The following is a 23,948-nucleotide window of genomic DNA, read 5'->3' on the forward strand; positions in this document are numbered from 1 at the left end:
ACCGGAGGGAGGCGCGCAGTGGCGTTCGGAGTCGGCGAGCGCGAGGGGGCTTTCTATTCGTTCACATTCCCTGATCTGAGTCATCCCGATTGATTATCTTGAGACCGCTGAAGCCACACTTATTTTGCCGCGCGCCGGCCATCCCGTATGGACCACGAGACCGCCGCCGTCCGCTGCGCCGAGATCCTCGACGCGGTGGGCAGCGCCGTCATCGCCGACGACGCCTTCCTCGAAGCGGTGCTGACGGGCGTCCTCGCCCGCGGGCACGTCCTGCTGGAGGACGTCCCCGGCACCGGCAAGACCCTGACCGCCCGCTCGTTCGCGAACGCGCTCGACCTGTCCTTCCGCCGGATCCAGTTCACGCCGGACCTCCTGCCAGCGGACATCACCGGCTCGAACGTGTACAACGAGGGCGCGGGCACCTTCGAGTTCCAGCCCGGCCCCATCTTCTCCCACGTCGTCCTGGCCGACGAGATCAACCGCGCGCCGCCGAAGACCCAGGCCGCCCTGCTGGAGGCGATGGGCGAGGGGCAGGTCACCGTCGACGGCCAGACCCACGCCCTCCCCGAGCCGTTCTTCGTCATCGCGACGCAGAACCCCGTCGAGCAGGAGGGGACCTTCGGCCTCCCGGAGGCCCAGCGCGACCGCTTCGTCGTCAAGACCGCCATGGGCTATCCCGAGTTCGAGGGCGAACGCGAACTCATCGACCGCCGGGCTGACCGCACCGCCCAGGCACCCAGCGTCACGGCCATCGTCGACGGCGAGCAGATTCCCGACCTCCAGCGCGTCGCCGAGTCGGTGACCGTCGACGGGAAGATCCGGGACTACGTCGTCGAACTGGGGCGGGCGACCCGCGAGGACGACCGCGTCGACGTCGGCGTCTCCCCCCGCGGGATCCAGCGCCTCTTCGAGGCCTCGCGCGCACGGGCCGTCATCGAGAGCCGCGACTACGTCGTCCCGGACGACGTGAAAGCGGTGGTCGCGGACGTGTTCGCCCACCGGCTGGTGCTCACGGCCGACGCGAGCGTGCGTGGCGTCGAGCGACACGACGTGGTCGACGACGTCGTGAGCGAGGTCGAAGTCCCGGCTGTTGCACAATAAGGCGCTTCTTCTCTCGGTCTTCCGTCACCTGAGCGCGACGACCAGCAACAGCAACCCACCGAGGACGGCGACCAGGCCGAGCGCCACGGGCCCGGTGCCGGCGTCGACGGCGCCGACCCGGCTGACGAGCAGCGCGACGCCGGCGCCGACTACACCGACGGCGAGAGTCCCGGTCGCGTGGACGAGTTCGGCGCGGCGGGTGTTCGCCAGGCGGCCGACCTCCTGGCCCAGCGTCACGCCGAACTCGCCGGCGTCCCAGACGAGGACGGCGGCGACGAGGGCACCCAGGACGAGGAGGTTCGAGACGTCGAGGACGCCGGCGAAGGCGGCGGTGTTGAACAGCGCCAGGCTGGCGATGGTGACGCCGGCGGTCCGCCCCTCGACGTAGCCCGTGGCGAGGACGGCCCAGAGCGCGCTCACGGCCACCGTCGCGAGGAAGAGCAGCGCTGCCGCGGCGGCGACGCCGATGGTCGTGAAGCCGTAGACGTTGATCACGGGAGTGACTACTTCTCTGAACTGGGTCGAGAACTGGCCGGGGAGCTGTCCGGCGACCCACGCGACGGCCTCGAACAGGACGTCGTCGGAGACGGCGAACGCCAGCGCGACCACGCCCACCCCGCCGGCGAAGGGGGCGAGCACGCTCCCGATGCGGTCGGGCGAGCTCTGGACGAGCCGCCGCAGCAGCCAGACGACGCCGGCGACGGCGACGCCACAGACGATCACCCACCAGGCCAGCGAGCGGAGCGCGGGGCTGGCGGTGACGGCGAGCACGACGTCGTACAGTCCCGATCCGAGTGCGGCCCGCAGCTGGCGGGGCGGGACGGCGAGGTGGACGATGGCGGCGATCGGGACCGCCGCGAGGACGACGAGGCCCGCCCACAGCAGTCGTCGCTGTCCCGCCTCGATGCGTTCGCGGTAGTCGTCTCCGGTCTCGTTCTCGGGGAGGAGCTCGGTGATCGGCAGCGCGTGGACTCCCCGGTGGGCAGCCAGCAGGGCGGCGCCGGCCATCACCGCGAACGTGGGCAAGTGCGGTCCGAGCGGGTCGGGCTGGAAGAACAGGCTCGTGATCTCCCGGAGGACGTCGCCGACGACGGTCTGTATCCCCGGACCGGCGTCGTTCGATTCGAGGAAGCGCAACGCGGCGCTGCCGGCGAGCAGTATGGCGAGACAGAACGGCACGACCGCGGTCCGGACTGCCGTCGTCGTCGCGTCTTCGAGCGTGTCGGCGTCGAGGACGCCCCGCGTCGCGGTCGTCGCGCCGAAGACGGCCGCGACGGCGCCGGTGACGACCGCCGCCCGCGCGGTGAGCGCGATGACCGTCCCGGGGACGTCGGCGGCAGACGGGACCGGGAAGAGCCCGCCGGCGAGTACCAGCACCGTCCCGGCGGTCGCGGCCACGATGCCGATACCGACCGGGAGAACCAGCACGCTGGCCAGCACGCTACCGGCGGCCTCGTGGCGCTTCCAGCCCGACGCCCAGACGACGCCGGCGAGCGTGACGGCCCCCATCGCGCCGAGGAGGGCCGGCCAGACGACGTCCGCGGCGCGGACGAGCGCCGCGGCGGTGAGGACGCTCGCGAGGACGACGACGAGCGTGCTCGTGCGGGTCGGCTGCGGGTCGTCGACGGCGTCGTGTCCGGTCATGCTTTGAAGAGGTCCGCGAGCGACGCTCGCAGGGCGATGTCGATCGGTTCGTCCAGGTCCCAGTCGATGCACGTCGCGCCGGCCAGTTCGACCGACTGGATGCGCAGGTCGCGCTCCAGCCCGACGACGGACTGGCCCAGCCCGCCGCCGTGCGTGACGTCGGGGCTGACCACCGTCGTCGGGTAGCCCCGCGCGGCCAGGCTCTGGGTCAGCGTGACCGGCCAGTCGTCGACGAACGGCGAGAAGAGGACGACCTGGGCCGTCGGCGGCAGGCGCGCCAGCAGTCGGCGGGCGGATTCGTCGACGTGTGGCGCCTCGCCGCCGTCTGCAGCGGGTACCGTCTCGTCGTCTGTCTCCGGGGAGGGAGGCGAGTCGGTTTCCGGGTCCGTCCGGGCGCTGGCTTCCGCTTCGGTCCCGCTTTCCCTGCGGCTCGCGGGTCGCTCCGCTCCCCGTTCGCTCGTCCCACGGGCCTCGCTTCGCTCGCCCCGTGCCACAGCCGCCTGTATCCCGTCGAACACCTGCGACACCCGCGCGGCCGTGCCGCCGTCACCGCCGGGGTCGACCCAGACCAGGTCGTCGGGGTCCAGGCCACCGACGACGTCGTCGGCGTCGAGGCCGACGGCGACGACGCTGGCGACGACGCTCGTCCGGCCCAGCGCGTCGAAGAGTCGTTCGGCGGCGTAGGCGCCCAGTTCCGCCCCCGTCGGGTAACCGGCGTCGGGAGTGACCCGCGTGACGGGGCGGGCGTCGACGACCAGAACCGTGCGGACGGCCTGTTCCTCGCGGTACTGGACGGTCGTGAGCTCGTTCGTCTTGGCGAAGCGTCGCCAGTCGATGCGGGAGACGGGGTCGCCGGACTGGTAGTTGCGCGTCGCGTGGAACTCCAGGCCGCTCCCGCCGCTGTCGGTGGGGAGCGTCCCGGCCCGCGGCAGCGTCGCGTCCGCGAGTGGGACTTCGGAGACGACGTTGGCGCAGGTGACCGAGGCGTCGCCCGCGGCGTCGAGCGTCGCGGTGGCGACGGCCGTCGCCGCCAGCGGCCGCACACGGGCGACCGGGTCGTCGAAGGCGAAGGTGCCGCGCTTGGCCAGTAGCGAGTACCGGACGGTGACGGAGTCGCCGGGCCGGAGCGACTCGCAGGCCCGCGGCGACCCGTCGACGACGGTGAGTTCGCCGGGGACGCCGTCGACGATGCGGACGTCGGTTAGCGCCGCGTCGCCGTCGTTGGTCACCGTGAGTGCGACGTCGACGGCCTCTCCCGGCGTCGGGTTGCCCGTCTCGACGACGCGTTCGGCGCGGAGGCTCGCTCCCGGCGGGACCCGGGCGACGGCGCCGTACAGCACGTAGGCGAGCGGGACGGCCGTCGCCGCGAGCAGGAACGGTTCGGCGGCGAGCAGCCCGACGCTCACGAGCGTCAGCGCGCCGACGAGCGCGACGCCCCAGCGGCCGACGCGCTCGCTCATCGCTCGCCTCCTGCCGGGTCGTCACCGACCAGTCGCGCGGCCGCCCGGACGGCCGACTCGAACCGCCGCTGGCGCTCGCCCTCCGGGTCGAGCCAGAGGCGCAGTCGTGACCACAGCGAGTGAGTCGGCCCGTCGTCGTCGGCGAGCGTGGCCGCCGCGGTCCGGTCGTCGGTCCACTCGCCGGTCCGGACGGCGGTGCGCGCCTCCGCCACCGAACACCCCACGGAGCGAGCGTAGGCGCGGGCCACGGTCTCCCCGAGGCGGTCGTGGACGTGCCGGTTCGCGCCGTCGTTCCCCCGGACGGCGGCGTCGATATCTCGTTCGATTCCCGCCGCCGTCAGGCGCTGGCGCCCGCTCGTGACCGACTCCGGCGGGCCGGCGGTCGCCGCGTCGAAGGCGTCGGCCTCGCCGCTCGCGGAGGCAGTCGCTCGCCAGCTCACCACCGACACGAACAGCCCGACGACGGCGCTCGCCAGGAGCAACAGCTGTCGCCGGTCGACCTCCCCCAGCGCACTCGCGAGGCCGGCGAGCGGCCCGATGGCCTCGACGACGCCGGAGGCGAACACCGCGACGGCCGCCAGTACCGTCGCCAGCGTACCGAGCGCGCCGAAGAGGAGGACCCGCGGTCGCATCAGTCGGCCACCCCCGCGTCGGTTCCGCTGGGATCAGCCTCGGCGTCCCCGTCAGTCCCGTCCCCGTCAGTCGCGTCCCCGTCGCCTGCGTCGTTCGCCGCCGCGGCGTCGGCAGCCTCGACCGCAGCCTCGATGGCCTCGGCCGCCGATTCGACGCCGGGCGCGCGCTCGTCCGGGTCGCGCTGGCCGTACTCGACGGCACGGAACGCGTCCCGGAGCCGTTCGACCTCGGCCTCGGGGAGGCCGTCGACGGCGACGGCGTGGGCGGCTATCTCGCCCGGCGTCCGGGTGTGCGGTCGCCGGATCGAGACGGCGTCGAGGAACCGACCCCACGACTCCCGGATCGTCGCGTGGGCGTCTCCGGCGTACCCGCCGTCGTCGCCGTTGGAGACGACGCTGGCGACGCCCAGGTCCTCGACTGGCGTGCGTGCTTCCGCGACCCGGTCACGGAGCCACGCCCGCAACGCGTCGAGCAGGTCCGCGACGTCGCGGCGCCCCTCGACGAGCGCGCGCAGGTGGTCGACGGTGAGGCGTGCCCGCTCCGCGAGGCGGGCGAGCGCGGTGTCGGCGGCGCCGCCGACGGCGACGACAGCCCCGACGACCCACTGGCCGGCGAGCCAGGCCCAGTGACGGCCGCTACTCGGGTCGACGTCGTACCTGCCCGCCGCGGCGACGACGCCGCCGACGAGGAGGCCCACTGCCAGGCCGACCAGCCCGAGATTCAGGAACAGGCCGTCGTACGTCGTGCCCCGACGCTGCCCGTACTTCGTGACTTCGACGGTGGCCCCGGACGCGAAGGGGAGCGTCGCCGTGGCCGTCCCGTCGACGCCCGTCGTCGCGACCCGCTCGCCGTCGACGATGACGTTGGCGCCGGGCGCCGGGTCGCCGTCCACGGTCGCGTCGACCGCGACGCCGGTAAAGGGCAGCGCGAGCGGGGCGGTCGGTTCGGTGGTGACGTTCAGTCGCGCCAGGTCGAGCGTCGTCTCGCCGGTGACGGAGCCGCGTTCGACGGCCAGCGTCACGTTCCCGGGTTCGGTCGGGAGCTTCACGTCCGCCCGGCCGTCCCGGTTAGTCCGGGCGACTTCCTCGCCGTCGAGGGTGACCGGGGCGTCACGGACGGGGACGTCGTCGACGAACGCCGTCACGGTCACCGTCTCGCCGGTGACGGCGTCGCCGGTCACCGTCACCGTCGCGTTCGTCGACAGGGTGAACGTCGTCGAGGCGTTGGCTTGCACTCCGTCGACGGCGAAGAGGCGTCCGTCCTCGCCCCGGGGGACGACGGGTGCGACGAGCCCGGCATTCTGGGCGTCGACGACGGAGACGTTCAACTGCTCGGCGTAGGGAACCTCACCGACGACGGTGCCGTCCGGTCCGGTCTGGCCGATAGACTCGCCGTTGAACAGGACGGTGACGCCGGGCATGAGCCGGCCGTCGCGGACGGTGACCTCGACCGTCGCGCCGGGGGCGGCCGAGCGGTTGAGCGTGACGAAGTACTCGCCGGCCTCGCGCTGTCGGTCGGCCGTCCCGTCGCCGCCGCCCTCGCCGTCACCGCTCCCTGGCCCGGTCTCGTCGCCCTCGCCGTCGGTGCTCCCAGTCGGCGTGGGCGTGTCCGTCGGCGTCCCGGTCGGCGTCGCCGGTCCTGAACCGTCGGCCGTCTCCGTGCCGGTGCTTCCGTCGGTATCGTCGGGCGTCGGCGTCGCGCCGGGCGTGGGGGTCGCCTCGGGCGACGGCGTCTCGAAGGATTCGCCGGTCTGGTTCTCCAGCGATTCCTGCTCCTGCTGGAGTCGCTCGCTGGCCGGCGTCGGGTCGAACTGCACCCAGCCGACGTCGGGGAAGTACACCTCGACCCAGGCGTGGGCGTTCATCCCGCGGACGGTGTAGGTGTCCTCGTCGACGGGCTGGCCGGTGGAGTAGCCGACGACGTAGCGGGCCGGGACGTCCTGGCTCCGGAGCATGGCCACCATCGAGGTGGCGAAGTACTCGCAGTAGCCCGCGTCCATCTCGAAGACGAACTCGCTGGCGACGTCGTCGTCGGGCGGTCGGCTCACGTTCAGCGAGTACTCCTTGTTCGACTCCAGCCAGGCCTCGATCCGGGTTGCCCGTTCGTAGGGCGTCGAGGCGCCGTCTGTTATCTGACTCGTCTTCGCCCCGAGGCGTCCCTCGGTGCTGGCCGGCAACTGGGTGTATCGCTCCTCGATCTCGGTGGGGTAGTCGGTGCCGGCGGTCCGGAGCAGGTTCTCGTCCGACGGCGGTCGGTCGCTCACGCCACGATAGGTCGTCCCGGGGCCGAGCGCCGCCTCGGCCTGGACGGCGCCGCCGTCGGTGACCAGCAGGTTCTCACGCGAGACCGTCTCCGGGCGCCAGACGGTCGGGAGCGACCTCGCAGTGCGGTTGAGCTCTACCTCGTAGGTCACCTCGCGGCCGTCGGGGCCGCGCGTCTCGATGGACCCGTTGTACGGTCGGGTCTCGCCGTCCTGTCTCCAGCCGACGCCCGTATAGTTGCCGTAGGCGCCGGTGCGCCAGTACGCTGGGTCGGTGCTCCGGACGACGAAGTGTATCTCGGCGTTCTGGGACTGCAGTGCGTTCTGGCCGCCGAGCGACCCGCCGACGTTCGTTTGCTGGCCGGGACTCAGCGCGCCCATACTGCCGCCGCCGGGGCCGGCCGTCGAGACGCCGCCCCCGCCGCCGGAGCCGGCGGGAATCGGGACCAGCGACTCGACCGGGCTCTGGGTGCCCGCCGGTGCGAGCACCGGGAGGGCCGAGGACGCGACCAGCACGGCGAGCAGCGAGACCAGGACGAGAAGCACTCGCGAGTAGTCGCGCGAGCCGTCGAGGTCGGGAAACGGAGAATCGTCAGTAGACATGCCTCAGAGGGATGATAATCGACGGATCGCACGGAAGGCGTTGGGGGACTGCACTCGTGATAGTTCGTTTGGTTCTCGGCGGGCAATAAATGTAGCCGTCTGTGAGTGACCGGTTCGGGACCGAGGACGCGGCGACGGTGGGGCCGAGACCGGCGTGGTGACGTCAGCAGTCGACCGGACGACGACGGAGTCCGTCGACGGGTACGAGCCATGAGCCGAGCTGTAGCGGTCCTGCGAGGCCAGTAGTATCAAATTCACGTGTACAAATTTACGCTGTCAATTCTGGTACCTGGCGAGCTGCCGGATGGTGATCGTGCCTGAGACGACTTACACGCTCCCGGCCGACGACGCGCTGACTAACTCCGGTGAATACTGCTCTCTCAGGTGGTCTCGTGGCTGGTATGCGTCTCGACTTCGTCACTCTGGGCGACCTGCCTCGCACGTTCACGATCGGTGTGCTGATGGGGGTCGTTCGCCGACAGTAAGCGCGTGGGCGGTCTCTGTGGGATTTTCCGTTCGCTTGCCCGTTCTTGCGGTCGTCTCTCTTTCCAGCCCGGGGCGGACTCTCGGAGTAGCATAGAATTTCTGTGTATTTGGAAGTCCTATTTGTTGTATGATAATTGTGTGGTCCGGCGCGGTTCCGTTCGGCAGTGGCCCGTTGTCGACGTCGACGGTGGCGCCTACTGCCTGGTGGACGTCACCACCTGACGCGTCACCGACGACGAGGGCGTCTCGAGAGCGGACAGTGCGAACGTCACTCAGTCCAACCGGCTGGTTGGTGACGGTCAGTGACGGGACTTCGGCCTGGGGTCGTTCTCGCTTCCGAACCGCTCACTTTCCACGTCTCCCACACTACTAAAATTATATTGAGGGAAATATATTTCAAGTTCGTCTGCATTAGTCCGAACCGCATGACAGACAGTCATGACGATCCGCAGATAGAGCGACGTAGCGTCCTGAAATCACTCGGCGCAGGGGCACTCGGTGCGGCCGGGGCGGCCGTCTCGACCGGTTCGGCGACGGCAGACCCGAGCGATACCCACTACCACAACCCGCTGTACGGACCGGACTTCGCCGACCCGACGATCCATCGGGCCGACGACGGGACCTATTGGACGTACGCTTCGAACATGAGCTACAACGACGACGCCGACGAGCGGCTGGTGCCCATCCTCTCCTCGCAGGACCTGGTCAACTGGACGGACGAGGGGGACGCGTTCGACTCCAGGCCCGGGTGGCTGTACGGGTCGATCTGGGCGCCGGACGTTCACTACCACGACGGCCAGTGGGTGCTGTTTTACTCCCTCTGGCCGCGAGGGGACGACGACAGTCAGGTGCCAGGCATCGGCGTCGCGACGTCCGACACGCCCGACGGCCCATTCACGGACCACGGGGAGATCCTCTCCAACCCGGACCACCCCTACCCGGGCAACACCATCGACCCGTACTTCGTCTACCAGAACGGGACGCCGTACCTCTTCTGGGCCAACTTCGCCGGCGTCTACGTGGTGGAACTCACCCCCGATCTCCAGGACTTCCACTCGGGGACGTTCGACCAGATCGCCGGGAGCGCCTACGAGGGGACGGTCATCTTCCAGCGGGGCGACTACTGGTACTTCTTCGGCTCGACCGGCGACTGCTGTGACGGGTTCGACAGCACGTACGAGATCGAAGTCGGGCGCTCGGAGAACTTCCTCGGGCCGTACCACGACATGAACGGGACCCCGATACTCGACCGCGACGAGTGGAACGCGGGTCCGACGCACCTCGGGGACAACGATCGCTTCGTCGCGCCGGGTCACGGCGACGTGACGGTCGCGGACGACGGCTCCTGGTGGTTCGTCTATCACGCCTACGACACCCAGGGCCCGGAGTTCGCTGGCGAGTACGGCTGGCCGCCCGCGCGCCAGCTCTTCCTGGACCCGATCCAGTGGGAGAACGGCTGGCCGGTGATCGGCTGCGACGGCACGCCGTCCCTCGAGATGCCCAATCCCGGCCAGGGCGGCTACTGCGGTGGCGGTGGCAGTGGCGGCGACGGTGGAAGCGGCGGCGACGGTGGTAGCGGAGGAAGCGGCGGCAGCGGTGGCGGTTCGATTTCGACCGGCACTTACCGGATAACGAACGTCAACAGCGGCCTGTTTCTGGAAGTCGCCAGCGCCGGAACGAGTGACGGCGACAACGTCCGGCAGTACTCGGACACGGGTCACGCGTGCCAGACCTGGGACGTGAGCCAGAACGACGACGGGACCTACACCCTGGCAAACGGCCACAGCGGCCTGTTCCTGGAAGTCGCGAGCGCCTCGACCGACCAGGGGGCGAACGTCCGGCAGTACTCGGACACGAATCACGCGTGTCAGACCTGGGACGTCGTCGACAACGGTGACGGGACCTATCGACTGGTCAACGGCCACAGCGGCCACGTGGCCGACGTCGAAGACTCCTCGACGAGCGACGGCGGGAACGTCATCCAGTACGGCTGGTGGGAGGGCGACAACCAGAAGTGGTACTTCGACCCGGTCTGACGACCGCCGGCTCACCACTTCGTCCCGTGCGTCGGGATCCATTTTTCGACAGCTGGACGGCCAACCGGATGTCGCAACGCGCCTCCAGCGGCTGCGACCTGCGCGTCGACGACCAGTACCGGCAGCGTCGGTGTGCAACCGCTCGCGCGTCGGGTAGCGGCGCCGTGAGCGTTCCGGGCGGGTGCGCCCCACCAACCCATCCGCCATCACCGGAAAGAGAACGGCACGGCCTCTCGTCGTGCCGGGGCGCTCCCGTGGCGCCCCGGGGGAGACAGGTTCTGTCAGGCACCTACGGCGATAGGTCTGCCGTCCACCGGCCGTCTCGCATCTGTCCGGTAGAACCGGACGATTCTGTTCGACCGTTGACAGCCAGAGACAGACGACCGGTAGTCTACCTGGGATCGGCTAACCGACAGCGTGTCGTTCAGGAACGCCGGATCCGTATTCCCGTCCGAGCAGGGTTCCGCCGTTCGAATAACGGGACTAATATTGTTATGTAGATCACCCGTCTGTTCGTCGAGGCCGCCCGTCGCACTGGCCACTGACTTCCGCTAATACCGGATACTGGTCGGTAGAGCGCGCCCACTGTCGGAGGAGTGACGACGCGACGTCTCGGTAGACTCGCGAAATAAATCAGATTTCAATATAGAAATTTATTCTGATATATTCTACTGTTTGCACGCCAAAATGGATTTTCTACTCCTGATGCTTTGGTGGTCGGTAGATCTACATTTCTCCACCAACGCAATTTGTGGGTGATTTGGCGCGTTTCCTGGATCTGGTACTGTCTTCTCACTTTCTGATGAATCGGGGGATACAGTGTGTCGATTGACATTGCAAGTACCCTGTCTATTCTCGGAAATAATAAATTTTCTATTATTTCCTCTGCCTCTCTCCGACGTCGTGCGACAACTACTGTCACAGCGAATATTGCCGTAACTCTTGGTTATAGATGTCTGGAGATATATGCATGACGTACATGACCAACGACGACGCCCAGGGGTTCGGGACGCGCTGTGTCCACTCGGGCCAGGCCGAGCCCGACTCCGCCACGCGCGCTCGCGCGCCCCCCATCTACCAGACGAGTTCGTACGTCTTCGAGGACGCCCAGCACGCGGCGGACCTGTACTCGCTCGCAGAGGACGGCAACGTCTACTCCCGGTTCGACAACCCGACCGTGGCGATGCTGGAACAGCGCATCGCCGACCTCGAAGGAGGGACGGCCGCCGTCGCGACCGGCGCGGGGATGGCCGCCCTCGACGCGGGGACCTCCATCCTCGCGAGCGCGGGCGACAATATCGTCTCGGCGGCGTCTATCTACGGCGGCACCCACGGCTACATGCGGACCATCGGCGCGCGCCGGGGGATCGAGGCACGCTTCGTCGACACGCTCGACCCCGAGGCCTACGCCGAGGCCATCGACGACGACACCGCCTACGTCCACTTCGAGACCATCGGCAACCCCTCGCTCGTGGTGCCGCCCATCGAGGAGATCGTCGAAGTCGCCCACGAGCGCGACGTTCCGGTGTTCGTCGACAACACCTTCGGGACGCCGTATCTCTGTAACCCCCTCGACTACGGCGTCGACGTCATCTGGGAGTCGACGACGAAGTGGATCCACGGGTCTGGAACGACGGTGGGCGGCGTCCTCGTCGACGGCGGCAGTTTCCCCTGGGGCGACCACCCCGAGAAGTACCCCGAACTCGGCGGCGAGAGCCCCGGCTTCCAGGGCGTCAACTTCTCCGAGCAGTACGGCGACCAGGCGTTCGCCATGGCGGCCAAGCAGCGCTCGGTGCGCAACCTCGGCGACGGCCAGAAGCCCTTCGACGCCTGGGCGACGCTGCAGGGACTGGAGACCCTGAAGCTCCGGATGGACCAGCACTGCTCGAACGCGCTGGCCGTCGCGGAGTTCCTCGAGGACCACCCAGACGTCGCCTGGGTCACCTACCCCGGGCTGGACGACCACGAGACCCACGAGGCGGCCCGGAAGTACCTCGACGGGGGGTTCGGTGGCATCGTCACCTTCGGGCTGGAGGGCGGCTACGAGGCCAGTCGGCGCTTCTGCGAGGAGGTCGAACTGGCCTCCTTCCTCGCGAACATCGGCGACGCGAAGACGCTGGTCATCCACCCGGCCTCGACCACGCACGCCCAGCAGTCGGAGGAAGAACAGCGCGAGAGCGGCGTCACGCCCGACCTGGTCAGATGTAGCGTCGGCATCGAAGAGTCCCAGGACATCGTCGCAGACTTCGAGCAGGCTATCGGACGGGTGAACTGACGTGGAGGGGACATAGGATGGAGGTCGAACACGACACGGTCTCGCTCGGCGAGTTCGAGTTCGAGTGCGGGGAGACGATCCCCGACCTGGAGATCGAGTACGAGGCCTACGGCGAGTTCACTGGCGACAACGCGGTGCTGGTCTGTCACGCCCTCACGGGGAGCGCCCACGTCGCGGGTACTCACCGCAGCGACACCGGCGGCCAGGCCCGCGCCTGGTGGGACGACATCGTCGGCGCCGGGAAGGCCGTCGACACCACCGAGTACTACGTCGTCTGCGCGAACGTCCCCGGCTCCTGTTACGGCTCGACCGGGCCCGCGAGCGAGAACCCCGAGACGGGCGAGCCCTACGGTACCGACTTCCCGCCCGTGACGGTCGGCGACTGGACCGAGGCCCAGCGCGCGCTGCTGGACGAACTCGGCGTCCCCCACCTCCACGCCGTCGTTGGCGGGTCCGTCGGCGGGATGAACGTCCTCGAGTGGGCGACGCGCCACCCCGACCACGTCGAGCGCATCGTCCCCATCGCCGCGGCGGCCCGTCTCGACACGCAGTGTCTCGCCATCGACGCCGTCGCCCGCCGGGCCATCACCACCGACGAGGACTGGAACGGTGGCGACTACTACGGCGAGGACCGGCCGAACCCGAAAGACGGGCTGGCACTGGCGCGACAACTGGGCCACGTCATGTACCTCTCGAAGGCCAGCATGGAGCGGAAGTTCGGCCGCCGCGCCGCCGGCCGGGACGCCGTCCGGTCGTTCCCCGCCGACCCGGCCGCGAACTTCTTCCCCTACCGGGACGTCGAGAGCTACCTCGACTACCAGGCCGAGAAGTTCGTCGAGCGCTTCGACGCCAACAGCTACCTCTACCTGACGCGCGCGATGGACAACTACGACCTGTCCTCGGGCTTCGAGTCCGACGCCGACGCGCTGGCCGCCTTCGAGGGCGAGGCGCTGGTGATGTCCTTTACCGGCGACTGGCACTTCACCACCCAGCAGGCCGAGTCGCTGGCCGACAGCCTCCGGAGCGCGGACGTGGAGGCGGCCCACCACGTCGTCGACTCGGACCACGGCCACGACGCCTTCCTCGTCGAACCCGACCACGTCGGCCCGCCGGTGGCGGACTTCCTCGAAGCGGGCGTCGCCGGCAACGCCGTAACGGACACTGCTGGCGACGAGGAGGAGGGCGAGAGCGACTTCGCCCCGGTGCACACCAGTCTGTTCTCCTGAACCTTCGCTCGACGTTCCGCGTCTGAAATTCCTGTTACAGAACTAAGGGGTCTGCCGTCGTAGGCACACGTATGGCACTGTACGCGCTGGACGACGTCGACGACGCCTACGCGGTGACGCGGGCGTTCCTCACGAGCATCGACCGCACGACGTGGCTCAAACTCGCGCTGATCGTCTTCTTCGTCGGTGGCGCGGGCGCCAACTTCCCGGGGACGAGTTTCTCGGGGGCCAACGGCGGGGAACCGGGTGCGCCGCCCGCCGAGGAGTTCCCGGCGTTCGACCCCGGTCCGGACTTCTGGCTGCTCGTCGGCGCCGTCGTCCTCGTTCTCGTGGCCCTCGCGCTGGCGCTGTTCTTCGTCGCCGCGGTGATGGAGTTCGTCTTCGTCGAGTCGCTCCGGACGGAGGACGTCTCGATCCGCGAGTACTGGGGCCGCTACTGGCGCAAGGGACTCCGTCTGTTCGGCTTCCGTCTGGTCGTCGGGCTGCTGTTCTTGGCGCCGTTCCTCGCCGTGATGGCACTGTTCTTCGCGCCCGTGGCACTCGGCACAGGCGGCTTCGCCGCGCCCGTCCTCGCGCTGGTGGTCCTCCTGCCGGTCGTCTTCGTCCTGGCTATCGTCGTCGGACTGGTCGACAGCTTCACCACGAACTTCGTCGTCCCGATCATGCTACTCGAGGACCGCGGCGTCGTCGACGGCTGGCGGCGCCTCTGGCCCACTATCAAAAGCCAGTGGAAGCAGTACCTGGCCTACGCCGTCGCGGCCTGGATCCTCTCGCTCGTCGGCGGCGTCCTGATCGCCGTGGTGGCCGGCATCCTGGTCGCCGTCCTGTTCGTCCCCTTCGGCATCCTCCTCGCGGTCGGCATCGGCCTGCTGTCGGTCCTCGAACCGGTCGGCATCGCCTGGCTCGTCGTGACGGGGCTGCTGTTCGCTCTGGCCGCCCTCGTGGTCGCGTTGCTGGTCACGGTCCCGGTCCAGACGTACCTCCGCTACTACGCGCTGCTCGTGCTCGGCGACGTCGACGCGGACCTCGACATCATTCCCGAACAGCGTGCAGCCGTCCGCTCCGACGTCGAGTCGGGCGGTGACGGCGACGCACTCTGAGGCGGGCCCGCCGGTCCAGTTTTATAGGCGTTCCCAGTGAACTGTCACGATATGGCAGACGACCACGAAACCGCTCAGGAACTGGGCATCGGCTTCGGCGAGACGGTGTACTCCGAGGACGGCGTCGCGCTCGGGACGATACGGGGCTTCGACGAACACGGCTTCTACGTCACCCAGGAGGACGGCATCGAGGCGCTGTCCAGCGAGCACGTCACCCCCGGCCGCTCCGGCGAAGGCGAACTGATGTGGCGCTGCTGGAACTGCGGCGAGATGGGCGAAATCGAGGACATCCCCCAGGAGTGTCCCAACTGCGGCGCGCCGAAGGAGGAGATATACTACTGGACGGAGGACTAGGGACGTCGGGCTCTTCGAGTCGTCTCTTCCCGTACTTTCACGGCTGGTCAGTACAGATCAGCTACGTATCGATCTGTGACGGCCGAAACGACCTGAGTGAGCACGACCGTAAACACCTCGAAAGCCCTCGGCGGGCTCGCGGTCGCTCAGCGGGATACCCTCACGTGCGTTCGGGTAGGGCCCGCTGAGCGACTGCCTTGCAGCGCGACCCCACCTCGCCCTTTCAGTCCCCCAGGGACAGCCGTCGCTCGCGCGATAAAACGCACTCGCGATTGGCCCCGCCACCCCTCCCCGGTCGCGCCTGGCGGCGCGACACGCTTCCTGACCGCTCCGCAACCGCCCGGCCGGGAGGCCGTCTCGTCGGCCGACCAGGGGAAGGGCAGGGCTGCGGTGCTGTCCTCGGAGGACTGAAAGGGCGAGGCGGGGTCCGGGAACCCCGGACCGATAAGCACGCGAGGGACGAGCGCGCGCAGTCGGTCCGCGGGACCGGAGCGCGCCGAGGGCTTTCTGGGTGTTGGCGGTGTCATTTCTCCCAGCAAAAGTCCCACGAACCACCCGCTTAGTTCACACCCACACGCATCACGCGGGCAGCGCCTTTTTCACGGGGCCACGCCCACACATCGCCAATGAACGTCGTCGTCTTCGGCGCAGGAAGTCTGGGAAGCCTGGTCGGCGGACTACTCGCCCGGGAGCACGACGTCACGCTCGTCGGGCGGGACCCGCACGTCTCCGCGGTTCGGGAGGGCGGACTTCGCGTCTCCGGTGCGTTCGAGTTCACCACGTCGCCATCGGCGACGACCAGCGTTCCCGACGCCGCGGACCTCGCTGTCGTCACCGTAAAAGCGTACGACACCCCCGAAGCCGCCGCGGCGCTGGTCGACTGCGACCTCGGTAGCTGCCTCTCGCTCCAGAACGGGATGGGTAACGAGGCGACGCTCGCCGCGCAGCTGGAGTGTCCGGTCCTCGCGGGGACGTGCACCTACGGCGCTCGCCTCGCGGAACCCGGCCACGTCGCGTGTACCGGCGTGGGGGAGGTCGCACTCGGCCCGCGCGAGGGCGGCTCCTCGACCGTCGCGGACGAGGTTGGGGTGGCCTTCGACGACGCCGGCATCGAGACCGTCGTCGCCGACGACGTGCACCGGCGGCTCTGGGAGAAACTGGCCGTCAACGCCGGGATCAACGCGACCACGGCGCTGGCTCGCGTCGAGAACGGAGCCCTGGTCGACGGGCCGGGTGGCGACGTCGCCGCGGCGTCGGCCAGGGAAGTCGCTCGCGTCGCGCGCGAGCAGGGAGTCGACCTCTCCGACGAACCCGTCGTCTCACGCGTGGCGTCCGTCGCGGCCGACACCGCGGCGAATCGCTCGTCGATGCTCCAGGACGTCGACTCGGGGTCCAGGACGGAGGTCGACGCCATCAACGGCTACGTCGTCGACGCCGCGGCGGGCGAAGCGGTCCCGGTCAACCGGACGCTGACCGCGCTCGTCCGCGCGTGGGAGCGGGAGCGAGGGCTCCGCTGACCGCAGCCCCGAACTCGCCGTCCCGTTCGGCAGCCCGAACGGACCGGCCACTCAGTCTGTGGGGGCGTTCCAGAATTGGGTGCGAGGACGCCGCTGACTCAGCTTTCCTCGATTTTGGTCTTGACGGTTTTCGCGGTCTCTTCGTCCTCGAACTGCATGAGGAGGAGTCCGTCCCAGTCGTCCTCGGTGACACTCTCTGCGAGGCTCGGCGCCACTGCGTACGTACTCGCTTCCTCACCGTCGACCGTCACCGTAATCGTGGCGTCGTCGGGGGCTTCGGCGGCCCCGGTCGCCTGGAGCGCCTCGCTCGCGCTGTCGGTTCCCCCGTCGGTGAGCGTGGCTGCGAGTTCGTAGCCGTCGGAATCCGGTTGCTCGCGGACGTCGCCGACGTTCGCCACGGTGTCCTTCTGGAAGAAGGTCTGTTCGCCGTCGGGTCCCGAGACGGTGGCAAATAGGGCGCTGGCCGGCGTCTGTTCCGACCCGTCGGCCGTCGCCGCCGTCCCCGATTCGCCGGCCGTCCCGTTCGTTTCGGGTTCGTCGGACGACCCCTGCATGCAACCGGCGGTTCCGAGGAGGGCTGTACTGGAGAGGAGGGCTATCGTGTCTCTGCGGGAACACTGCATGTGAGTTAGCTGATGTTTACCCACCAAGTACTTTCTGGACTAGTCCGTCTTTGTCACCGATCCACATCCCCTCGCGGCCGCTTCGCGGCCGCTTCGCGAGAACTCAGTTCCGATGGACTCACGGTGCTCGTCCATCGACCTTCGCGGCCGCTACGCGTCCGCTCAGTTCCGCTTCAGGACGTACACCGCGGCGGCCCCGCCGACGACCAGCGCGAACACGTAGCTCTCGACGCGGTAGAGCAGGGCGACGGTGGTCGCCGTCGACCCGGACGAGACGGTCGTCAGCGCGAGGATGAGGACGACGAGGAGCCCGGACACCGCGCCGCTGCCGCCCGGTGAGGGCGCCAGTCCCGCGAGCGTACTGGCGGGGACGATGAACATGACGAGCAACAGCGGGATGGTCGCCCCGACGGCCTCGGCGGCGGCGAACAGCGGGAGGGCGAAGAAGACCCAGCCGACGTAGGCGAACCCGAGGGCGCGGACGAGCGCCCAGCGGTCGCGAGCGATCCGCTGGAACGCCTCGTTCAGCTCCCGCATCCGGTGGAGAACGCCCGCGGGCGTCACCACGGGCAACCGCCGGAGGGCGGGGGAGAGCAACCGGTGTACTGCGTGGCCGATCCGACGGCGGAAGCGCCAGCCCACGACGCCAAAGATAGGGAGTCCCACCGCGAGGACGGCGAGCATCCCGGCGAAGGGGCGTACCGATGCGGGGAGGCTGGACTGCCACAGCAGCGTGGCGAACCCGACGCCGGCGAAGGTGAAGAACGGGAGCAGGTTCAGCGTGTCCGCGGTGACCACGCTGGCGAGGCTCTCCTCGTAGCTGGCCTCGGTGTCCCGGGAGAGGACGTAGGCGATGAACGGTTCGCCGCCGGCCTGTCCCAGCGGGGTGACGTAGTTGGCGAACGTGGCCGCGAAGTACGTCACGAGGAGCCGCCGGTACGGGACGCTCACGCCGGAGACTGCGAGGACGATCTGCCAGGACTTGCCCCAGGCGGCCAGACACAGCAGCGTCGAGAGACAGCCCAGGGCGATCCAGCCGGGATCGGCCCCGAGGAGTCCGTCGACGACGTCGGCCGTCCCGACGAAGTCGACGAGCAGGACGAGGACGAGCCCCGCGACGGCGAAGCCGCCGGATATCTGGAGGACGGTCTTCCGGTCGGCGTAGTCGAGGAGGGCCCCGCCCTGGTCGGACACGGCTCAGTCGATGTAGCCAAGGTCCTTCAGACGGTCCCTGGCCTCGTCGTCCATGTCGTCCAGTACCTCACCGTCCGCGCCGTCGGCCTCGTCGGGCCAGTCGGCGTCGATCGAATCGACGAACGCGAACAGCGCGTCGCGGACGGCGGCGATGGCGCCGTCTTCGTCGGCCGACGATGCGACGTTGTCTATCTCTCCCGCGTCCTCGTCCAGTCGATAGGCCTCGTCGGGAATGCGGGTGTTGTGGATGTACTTCGCGTCGGGCGTGCGGGCAGCGCCCATCCGCGAGTAGAAGCGCGAGTCCGTATCGAGCTCGATGCCGGCACCGCTGGCCTTCCCTTCGAGCTGGCGCAACTCGACGACGGGCTGGTGGTACTCGACGAAACCGACGTCCCCCCGGTCCACGCCGTCGAGTTCGCCGGTGCGGCCCGAACTGCTGCCGGCAAATTCCCGGTAGTCGGCGTGCAGCAGCGACCGGGCTTCGTCCAGCGACTCGCCGTCGCCCTCGACGCCGGTGGCATCGAGCACGGAGTGATAGAGGTCGATCAGTTCGACCGTCGTTTCCTCGTCTCGCCCCGGTTCGACGTCGGGATGCTTGACCATCAGCGGGACGTTGACCAGCGGGTCGTAGATGCAGAACTCATGGCCGTAGAGGTCGTGCTCGCCCAGCAATTCCCCGTGGTCCGCACAGACGACGACCATCGTGTCCTCCCACTGGCCGGTCTCCTGCAGGTGGGAGAACAGCCGGTCGAGCTGGTCGTCCATGTGGCGGATCTCGGCGTCGTAGAGGCCGTTGAGCGCCTCCCACTCCTCGTCGTCGATGTCGCGGGCGCCTGAGTTGTACTCCTTGGAGTTCTGGCACACCTCGGTGGAGTCGACGCCGGGGGCGAACTCCTCGGCGTACTCCTCGGGAGGATGGTAGGGCAGGTGGGCGTCCATCAGGTTGATAAAGGCGAAGAACTGGTCAGAGTCGTCCACGAACTCGATGGTCTTGTCGACGACGGCGGGCGTCTTCGTGTCGCCCCCACCGCCCTCGGCGAGGTGCTCGTGGATCTTGTTGCCGACCTGGACCATGCGGTCGGCGACGGTGCGGAGGGTGTCGTTGTCGTTCATCGTCTTCCAGAGCGTCGCCAGCGGGCCGGAGAGCAGTTCGCTGGGCATGATCTGGAAGAAGTTGTCGTGGTCGTCGAAGCCGTCGGTGAGGTTCGTGTAGGAGGTGATCCAGGCGTTCGAGGAGTAACAGGCGGTGTCGTAGCCCGCCGCGGAGAGGGACTCGGCGAGCGTCGTGGCCCCTTCGAGGTAGGGCGTCTCCTGGGTCGCGCCGTGTTCGGAGGGGTACAGTCCCGTAAAGAGCGAGGCGTGGACCGGGAGCGTCCACGGCGCGGGCGCGACGGCGTTCTCGAAGACCGCGGCCTCCTCGGCGAACTCGGCGAGGTGGGGCGTCGTCGGCTCCTCGTAGCCGTAGACGGAGAGGTGGTCCTTGCGGACGGTGTCGAGGACGACGAAGAGCACGTTCGTCCCGTCCGTGTCGGTCATACAGAGTAGGGTTCCGCCCACGAGGTTAAATTGCCCGCTTTCCGGCGGTGCCGTCTGTCGCGTGCGGTCGGAGACTGAGCCACGTCGCGGCCGTTACTCCCGCTTCTGTGCCGCCTCACGGATCTGCTCGGGGACCGCCGGGACGTCTCCCTCGTCGACGCTCGATCCCTCGATATCCTCGAGCGACATCGGATAGGTCCGGATGTCCATGTGGACGTCGATGCCGGCCTCGGCGCCCTCGGCCATCGCGATGGGAACCTGGTTGTGACCGGGCGTGAGGTCGCCGACGGCGTAGACGCCCTCGACGCTGGTCTTGCCGTGGTCGGCGACGGCGACGGTGCCGTCGTCGTTCAGCTCACACTCCAGCTGTTCGGCCAGGTCGGTGTTGTACTCGGAGCCGTACATCGCGAACCCGCCGCGGTACTCCCGGACGCTCCCGTCTGCGAACTCCAGGGACTCCAGCCAGCCGTCCTCGCCGTTGTTCACGCCCGTGACGTCCGATTCGACGACGTCGACTGGGTGGGCCCGGAGGAGTTCGCCCGTCTCCTCGCTCCAGGTGGGCTCGTCGCCCCGGAGGAGCAAGTCGACGTTGTCGGCGAAGTTGAGCATGATCATGGCGACGTAGGCGGCCGAATCCCCGTGGCCCATCACGTACACCGACTCGTCGACGAACATGTAGGCGTCACAGTGGAGACAGTAGTGCAGGCCCGCGCCGGTCCGGGGGAGCGGCGGGTCGGGCCGGACGTCCGAGAACCCGGTCGCCAGGACGACGCGGTCGGCCAGTATCTCCTCGCCGGCGGCGGTCTCCAGGCGGAACCGCTCTTCGTTCTCGTCCCCGTCCGCCACCGCCTCGGCCGACTCGACGTAGTCCTCGAACCAGTCGGCGCCGTAGCTCTCGACCTGCTCGCGCGCGGTGGCGAGCAGTTCCATTCCGGAGATGTCCTCGGTGACGCCGATGACGTTGTGCGTGTCGGCCATCATCGCGGCGCGGCCACCGCCCCGGTCGACGACCGCCGTCGCGTGGCCCAGCCGGGTGGTGTACAGCGCCGCCGACAGGCCGGCCGGGCCGCCCCCGACGACCACTACCTCGTACTCCGTCGTCTCGCTCATGGGTGTCCGAATTTCGACGACGGACGGCTTTAACAGTTCTCTCCTGCTCCGGCGACCCGTCCGCCCGCGATCACCGTCTTCTCGCCGAACGTAGCACCTCTGGATAATAACGATGTTTCTGACATTATCTGCAACCGTTCTCGGCGGTCCGTGACAACCGGGTCCTCGACGACCGGGTCGGTGGCGCGCTCACTCTCGGACGTGCGAGCCGTCCAGTGCGGTATCGAACCACGGGAAGGCGGAGACGAACGCCGATCACTGGCCGGTTCTGTGGCCCTCGTCACGCTACCGGCGGAGCGGTGGCTTCTAGCCAGTGTCCCCCGGCTATCCCGCCCCATTTCCGGCTGTTCCGTCGAATTGCGGCACCGATGCGGCCAGATCTGCTCGTCGGTGGGCCGTTCGGTGAAATCGCCCGATAGTACTCCGAATACTTATACGATCGATTAATTATCGGACTCCAGTGAGTTCGAACCGCCCCGATCCCGCATGGGTTGTTTCCTCGCGCGTCGGGAGTGCTCGGAGCCGACGACGGGCCGAACCGGTCGGGTTCCTGAGACGCGTTTACTGATAGTTAACGATCGGTCTGTGAATGTCATGTGATGCCATATCAGGGGCGAGTCTTCCGGAGGAATAACGGAGTTAGGTCTGTTATTATCTCCGGCTCCGCGCGCTGCCGTTTACTATCGGAGAACGCTACGCGGAGAGGAGGGCGTTCTCGATGGACTTCGCGGCGCTGGTCACCAGCCCCGTCACGTCCTCTTCGAGCCGTTTGCCGGACATGTGGTGGATGTTTCCGGTGACGCTGACCGCACCGACGGGTTCGCCGTCGCCGTCGACGACGGGCGAGGCGACGCACTGGTGGTCGTCGATGAACTCCTCGCGGTCGAAGGCGACGCGCTGGTCGCGGACCGACCGCAGTTCCCGTTCCAGTTCGCGGCTGTCGGTGATCGTCTTCTCCGTGTAGCGTTCGAGGCCCGTACTCTCGACGATCTGCGTCCGTTCGTCGGCCGGGAGGAACGCGAGGATTGCTTTCCCGCCGGCCGTGGCGTGGAGCGGTGCGACGTCGCCCTCACTGACGTCGCCGTCGGGGTCGACGGACCCGACGCGGAGCGCGTAGACGCCGCGGTCGTCCTCGTGGACGATGAAACTCGACGTGTGCTCGGTCGTCTCCGCGAGGTCCCCGATGACTTCCCGGATCGCCTCGACCGGGAGCCGACCGCGCGCTCCCCGTCCGAGGCCGAGGAACCGGTTGCTCAGGTAGTAGTCGTCGCCCTCTCTGACGAGGTAGCCGAGCCGTTCGAGCGTCTTGACGTGCTTGTACACGGCGCTCTTGGAGATGTCGACCTGGCGGGCGAGTTCGCTCACACCCGCCCCCTGTCGCTCGTCCAGGAGTTCGATGATCCGGAAGCTGGTCTCCGTCGCTTTCACTCGCGGGACGCCGTCGGTCATACCCGGCGTACGAACGGGGCCCGTAAATCGTTTACTGTGAGTGAACACTCCGTGACGGGAGCGCACTGTTCACCGGGGCCGGCTCGGGGCGAATACGCCGGTCAGGGGCGCCCTGTCCCGGCCTGACAGGAATAATTAAACACCCCTGGCGCAAACACGGGAGACACGAGGCTATCTGAATGACTCATATCGTCGACTACGAACTGTTCGAAGTGCCGCCACGGTGGCTCATGCTCCGGATCGAAACGGCCGACGGCACTGTCGGCTGGGGTGAACCCGTCGTCGAGGGCCGCGCCCACACGGTCCGTGCGGCCGTCGAGGAACTGATGGACACCTACCTCCTGGGCGAGGACCCGACGCGGATCGAAGACCACTGGCAGACGATGTACCGCGGCGGGTTCTACCGCGGCGGGCCGGTGCTGATGAGCGCTATCGCGGGCATCGACCAGGCCCTCTGGGACATCAAGGGGAAGCAACTGGGCGCGCCGGTTCACGACCTGCTGGGCGGTCCCGCTCGCGACCGCATCCGCGTCTACCAGTGGATCGGCGGCGACCGCCCCTCAGAGGTAGCCGACCAGGCCCAGACCAAGGTCGAGGCTGGCTTCACCGCGCTGAAGATGAACGCCACCGCCGAGGTCGAGCGCGTCGACGACCCGGCGACGGTCGACGCGGCGGTCAACCGCCTGCGCGAGGTCCGCGAGGCCGTCGGCGACGAGGTCGACGTCGGCGTCGACTTCCACGGACGCGTCACGAAGCCGATGGCCAAGCGCCTGGCCGCGGCACTCGAACCGTACGACCCCATGTTCGTCGAGGAGCCGGTCCTCCCCGAACACAACGACGCGCTCCCGCAGATCGCCGCGCACACGACGACGCCCATCGCCACCGGCGAGCGAATGTACTCGCGCTGGGACTTCAAGGAGATCTTCGAGAACGGCTCCGTCGACGTGATCCAGCCGGACCTCTCCCACGCCGGCGGTATCACCGAGGTGAAGAAGATCGCGGCGATGGCCGAGGCCTACGACGTCGCGCTGGCGCCCCACTGCCCCCTCGGCCCGGTCGCGCTCGCCTCCTGTCTGCAGGTCGACGCCTGCTCGCCCAACGCCCTCATCCAGGAGCAGAGCCTGAACATCCACTACAACGACACCGGCGACGTGCTCGAGTACCTCGCCGACCCCTCCGTCTTCGAGTACGACGACGGCTACGTGACGATCCCCGACAACCCGGGTCTCGGCATCGAGATCAACGAGGACCACGTCCGCGAACAGTCAGAGAAGACGGTGAACTGGCACAACCCCGTCTGGCGACACCAGGACGGCAGCGTCGCCGAGTGGTAGCCCCGGG

General features: G+C 68.6%; 17 protein-coding genes. 8 read left to right on the forward strand and 9 right to left on the reverse strand.

Going from position 1 to position 23,948, the window contains the following annotated elements; translation table 11 throughout:
• Positions 1 to 147: 147 nt before the first annotated feature.
• Entirely contained in the window at positions 148 to 1,101 is a 954-nt protein-coding gene (locus tag BM337_RS02770; protein WP_089813677.1) for an AAA family ATPase, read from the forward strand.
• Positions 1,102 to 1,125: 24 nt separating this feature from the next.
• On the opposite strand, the gene BM337_RS02775 is transcribed toward BM337_RS02770, so the two are convergent.
• Genes BM337_RS02775 through BM337_RS02790 form a run of 4 tightly spaced genes read right to left on the reverse strand, consistent with a single transcriptional unit; the run spans position 1,126 to position 7,701 of the window.
• Positions 1,126 to 2,745 carry a DUF7519 family protein gene (locus tag BM337_RS02775; protein WP_089813679.1) on the reverse strand — a complete coding sequence of 540 codons (1,620 nt, stop codon included), beginning with the start codon at positions 2,743 to 2,745 and terminating at the stop codon, positions 1,126 to 1,128.
• Positions 2,742 to 4,205 (reverse strand): DUF7507 domain-containing protein, encoded by a 1,464-nt coding sequence (locus tag BM337_RS02780; protein WP_089813681.1) that lies wholly within the window; start codon positions 4,203 to 4,205, stop codon positions 2,742 to 2,744. Before BM337_RS02780 ends, BM337_RS02775 begins: the two co-directional genes overlap by 4 nt.
• The gene (locus BM337_RS02785) at positions 4,202 to 4,837 is read right to left on the reverse strand and encodes a DUF7269 family protein (RefSeq protein ID WP_089813684.1); all 636 of its coding nucleotides are present in this window, start codon (positions 4,835 to 4,837) and stop codon (positions 4,202 to 4,204) included. The genes BM337_RS02780 and BM337_RS02785 overlap by 4 nt, the downstream gene beginning before the upstream one ends.
• Positions 4,837 to 7,701, reverse strand: a complete 2,865-nt coding sequence (locus BM337_RS02790; protein ID WP_089813685.1) for a transglutaminase TgpA family protein — start codon at positions 7,699 to 7,701, stop codon at positions 4,837 to 4,839. The genes BM337_RS02785 and BM337_RS02790 overlap by 1 nt, the downstream gene beginning before the upstream one ends.
• Before the next feature lie 911 nt (positions 7,702 to 8,612).
• On the opposite strand from BM337_RS02790, the gene BM337_RS02795 reads away from it, so the two are divergent.
• The 6 genes from BM337_RS02795 (at position 8,613) to BM337_RS02820 (ending at position 16,695) form a co-directional block, all read left to right on the forward strand.
• On the forward strand, positions 8,613 to 10,223 hold the full coding sequence (locus tag BM337_RS02795; RefSeq protein WP_089813687.1) for a family 43 glycosylhydrolase: 1,611 nt from the start codon (positions 8,613 to 8,615) through the stop codon (positions 10,221 to 10,223).
• Positions 10,224 to 11,202: 979 nt separating this feature from the next.
• On the forward strand, positions 11,203 to 12,498 hold the full coding sequence (locus tag BM337_RS02800; RefSeq protein WP_089815532.1) for an O-acetylhomoserine aminocarboxypropyltransferase/cysteine synthase family protein: 1,296 nt from the start codon (positions 11,203 to 11,205) through the stop codon (positions 12,496 to 12,498).
• A gap of 17 nt (positions 12,499 to 12,515) precedes the next feature.
• Positions 12,516 to 13,724: a homoserine O-acetyltransferase MetX gene (gene metX / locus BM337_RS02805; protein WP_089813689.1), complete on the forward strand. Its 1,209-nt coding sequence runs from the start codon at positions 12,516 to 12,518 to the stop codon at positions 13,722 to 13,724.
• A gap of 71 nt (positions 13,725 to 13,795) precedes the next feature.
• The gene (locus BM337_RS02810) at positions 13,796 to 14,824 is read left to right on the forward strand and encodes a DUF7544 domain-containing protein (RefSeq protein ID WP_089813692.1); all 1,029 of its coding nucleotides are present in this window, start codon (positions 13,796 to 13,798) and stop codon (positions 14,822 to 14,824) included.
• Between the two features lie 51 nt (positions 14,825 to 14,875).
• On the forward strand, positions 14,876 to 15,178 hold the full coding sequence (locus BM337_RS02815) for a DUF7130 family rubredoxin-like protein (RefSeq protein ID WP_089813694.1): 303 nt from the start codon (positions 14,876 to 14,878) through the stop codon (positions 15,176 to 15,178).
• Positions 15,179 to 15,804: 626 nt separating this feature from the next.
• Positions 15,805 to 16,695 carry a ketopantoate reductase family protein gene (locus BM337_RS02820; protein ID WP_089813696.1) on the forward strand — a complete coding sequence of 297 codons (891 nt, stop codon included), beginning with the start codon at positions 15,805 to 15,807 and terminating at the stop codon, positions 16,693 to 16,695.
• 98 nt (positions 16,696 to 16,793) lie between these two features.
• Here the strand turns inward: BM337_RS02820 and BM337_RS02825 are convergent, their stop codons facing one another.
• The 5 genes from BM337_RS02825 to BM337_RS02845 form a co-directional block, all read right to left on the reverse strand.
• A complete protein-coding gene (locus BM337_RS02825) occupies positions 16,794 to 17,318 on the reverse strand; it encodes a preprotein translocase subunit SecD family protein (RefSeq protein ID WP_143117623.1) in 525 nt (174 codons plus the stop codon).
• A 162-nt stretch (positions 17,319 to 17,480) separates the two neighbouring features.
• On the reverse strand, positions 17,481 to 18,512 hold the full coding sequence (locus BM337_RS02830; RefSeq protein ID WP_089813701.1) for a lysylphosphatidylglycerol synthase transmembrane domain-containing protein: 1,032 nt from the start codon (positions 18,510 to 18,512) through the stop codon (positions 17,481 to 17,483).
• 3 nt (positions 18,513 to 18,515) lie between these two features.
• On the reverse strand, positions 18,516 to 20,048 hold the full coding sequence (locus BM337_RS02835) for a sulfatase (RefSeq protein ID WP_089813703.1): 1,533 nt from the start codon (positions 20,046 to 20,048) through the stop codon (positions 18,516 to 18,518).
• Between the two features lie 93 nt (positions 20,049 to 20,141).
• Positions 20,142 to 21,158, reverse strand: coding sequence for an NAD(P)/FAD-dependent oxidoreductase (locus tag BM337_RS02840; RefSeq protein WP_089813705.1), 1,017 nt, complete (start codon positions 21,156 to 21,158; stop codon positions 20,142 to 20,144).
• A 693-nt stretch (positions 21,159 to 21,851) separates the two neighbouring features.
• Positions 21,852 to 22,607: an IclR family transcriptional regulator gene (locus BM337_RS02845; protein ID WP_089813707.1), complete on the reverse strand. Its 756-nt coding sequence runs from the start codon at positions 22,605 to 22,607 to the stop codon at positions 21,852 to 21,854.
• Between the two features lie 179 nt (positions 22,608 to 22,786).
• Here BM337_RS02845 and dgoD point away from each other — a divergent pair, with 179 nt between their 5' ends.
• The gene (gene dgoD, locus BM337_RS02850; RefSeq protein ID WP_089813709.1) at positions 22,787 to 23,941 is read left to right on the forward strand and encodes a galactonate dehydratase; all 1,155 of its coding nucleotides are present in this window, start codon (positions 22,787 to 22,789) and stop codon (positions 23,939 to 23,941) included.
• The last annotated feature ends 7 nt before the right edge of the window (positions 23,942 to 23,948 follow it).

It is taken from the genome of Halomicrobium zhouii (assembly GCF_900114435.1).
In the GTDB taxonomy this organism is placed as follows: Archaea; Halobacteriota; Halobacteria; order Halobacteriales; family Haloarculaceae; genus Halomicrobium; species Halomicrobium zhouii.

What these genes read in the sequence shown, in the direction of transcription:
- BM337_RS02800 (WP_089815532.1), top strand. Translation starts at nt 11,203, where the DNA reads ATGACCAACGACGACGCCCAGGGGTTCGGGACGCGCTGTGTCCACTCG.
- BM337_RS02785 (WP_089813684.1), bottom strand. Translation starts at nt 4,837, where the DNA reads ATGCGACCGCGGGTCCTCCTCTTCGGCGCGCTCGGTACGCTGGCGACG.
- BM337_RS02820 (WP_089813696.1), top strand. Translation starts at nt 15,805, where the DNA reads ATGAACGTCGTCGTCTTCGGCGCAGGAAGTCTGGGAAGCCTGGTCGGC.
- dgoD (WP_089813709.1), top strand. Translation starts at nt 22,787, where the DNA reads ATGACTCATATCGTCGACTACGAACTGTTCGAAGTGCCGCCACGGTGG.
- BM337_RS02780 (WP_089813681.1), bottom strand. Translation starts at nt 4,205, where the DNA reads ATGAGCGAGCGCGTCGGCCGCTGGGGCGTCGCGCTCGTCGGCGCGCTG.
- BM337_RS02790 (WP_089813685.1), bottom strand. Translation starts at nt 7,701, where the DNA reads ATGTCTACTGACGATTCTCCGTTTCCCGACCTCGACGGCTCGCGCGAC.
- BM337_RS02795 (WP_089813687.1), top strand. Translation starts at nt 8,613, where the DNA reads ATGACAGACAGTCATGACGATCCGCAGATAGAGCGACGTAGCGTCCTG.
- BM337_RS02840 (WP_089813705.1), bottom strand. Translation starts at nt 21,158, where the DNA reads ATGAGCGAGACGACGGAGTACGAGGTAGTGGTCGTCGGGGGCGGCCCG.
- metX (WP_089813689.1), top strand. Translation starts at nt 12,516, where the DNA reads ATGGAGGTCGAACACGACACGGTCTCGCTCGGCGAGTTCGAGTTCGAG.
- BM337_RS02770 (WP_089813677.1), top strand. Translation starts at nt 148, where the DNA reads ATGGACCACGAGACCGCCGCCGTCCGCTGCGCCGAGATCCTCGACGCG.
- BM337_RS02815 (WP_089813694.1), top strand. Translation starts at nt 14,876, where the DNA reads ATGGCAGACGACCACGAAACCGCTCAGGAACTGGGCATCGGCTTCGGC.
- BM337_RS02845 (WP_089813707.1), bottom strand. Translation starts at nt 22,607, where the DNA reads ATGACCGACGGCGTCCCGCGAGTGAAAGCGACGGAGACCAGCTTCCGG.
- BM337_RS02775 (WP_089813679.1), bottom strand. Translation starts at nt 2,745, where the DNA reads ATGACCGGACACGACGCCGTCGACGACCCGCAGCCGACCCGCACGAGC.
- BM337_RS02835 (WP_089813703.1), bottom strand. Translation starts at nt 20,048, where the DNA reads ATGACCGACACGGACGGGACGAACGTGCTCTTCGTCGTCCTCGACACC.
- BM337_RS02810 (WP_089813692.1), top strand. Translation starts at nt 13,796, where the DNA reads ATGGCACTGTACGCGCTGGACGACGTCGACGACGCCTACGCGGTGACG.
- BM337_RS02825 (WP_143117623.1), bottom strand. Translation starts at nt 17,318, where the DNA reads ATGCAGTGTTCCCGCAGAGACACGATAGCCCTCCTCTCCAGTACAGCC.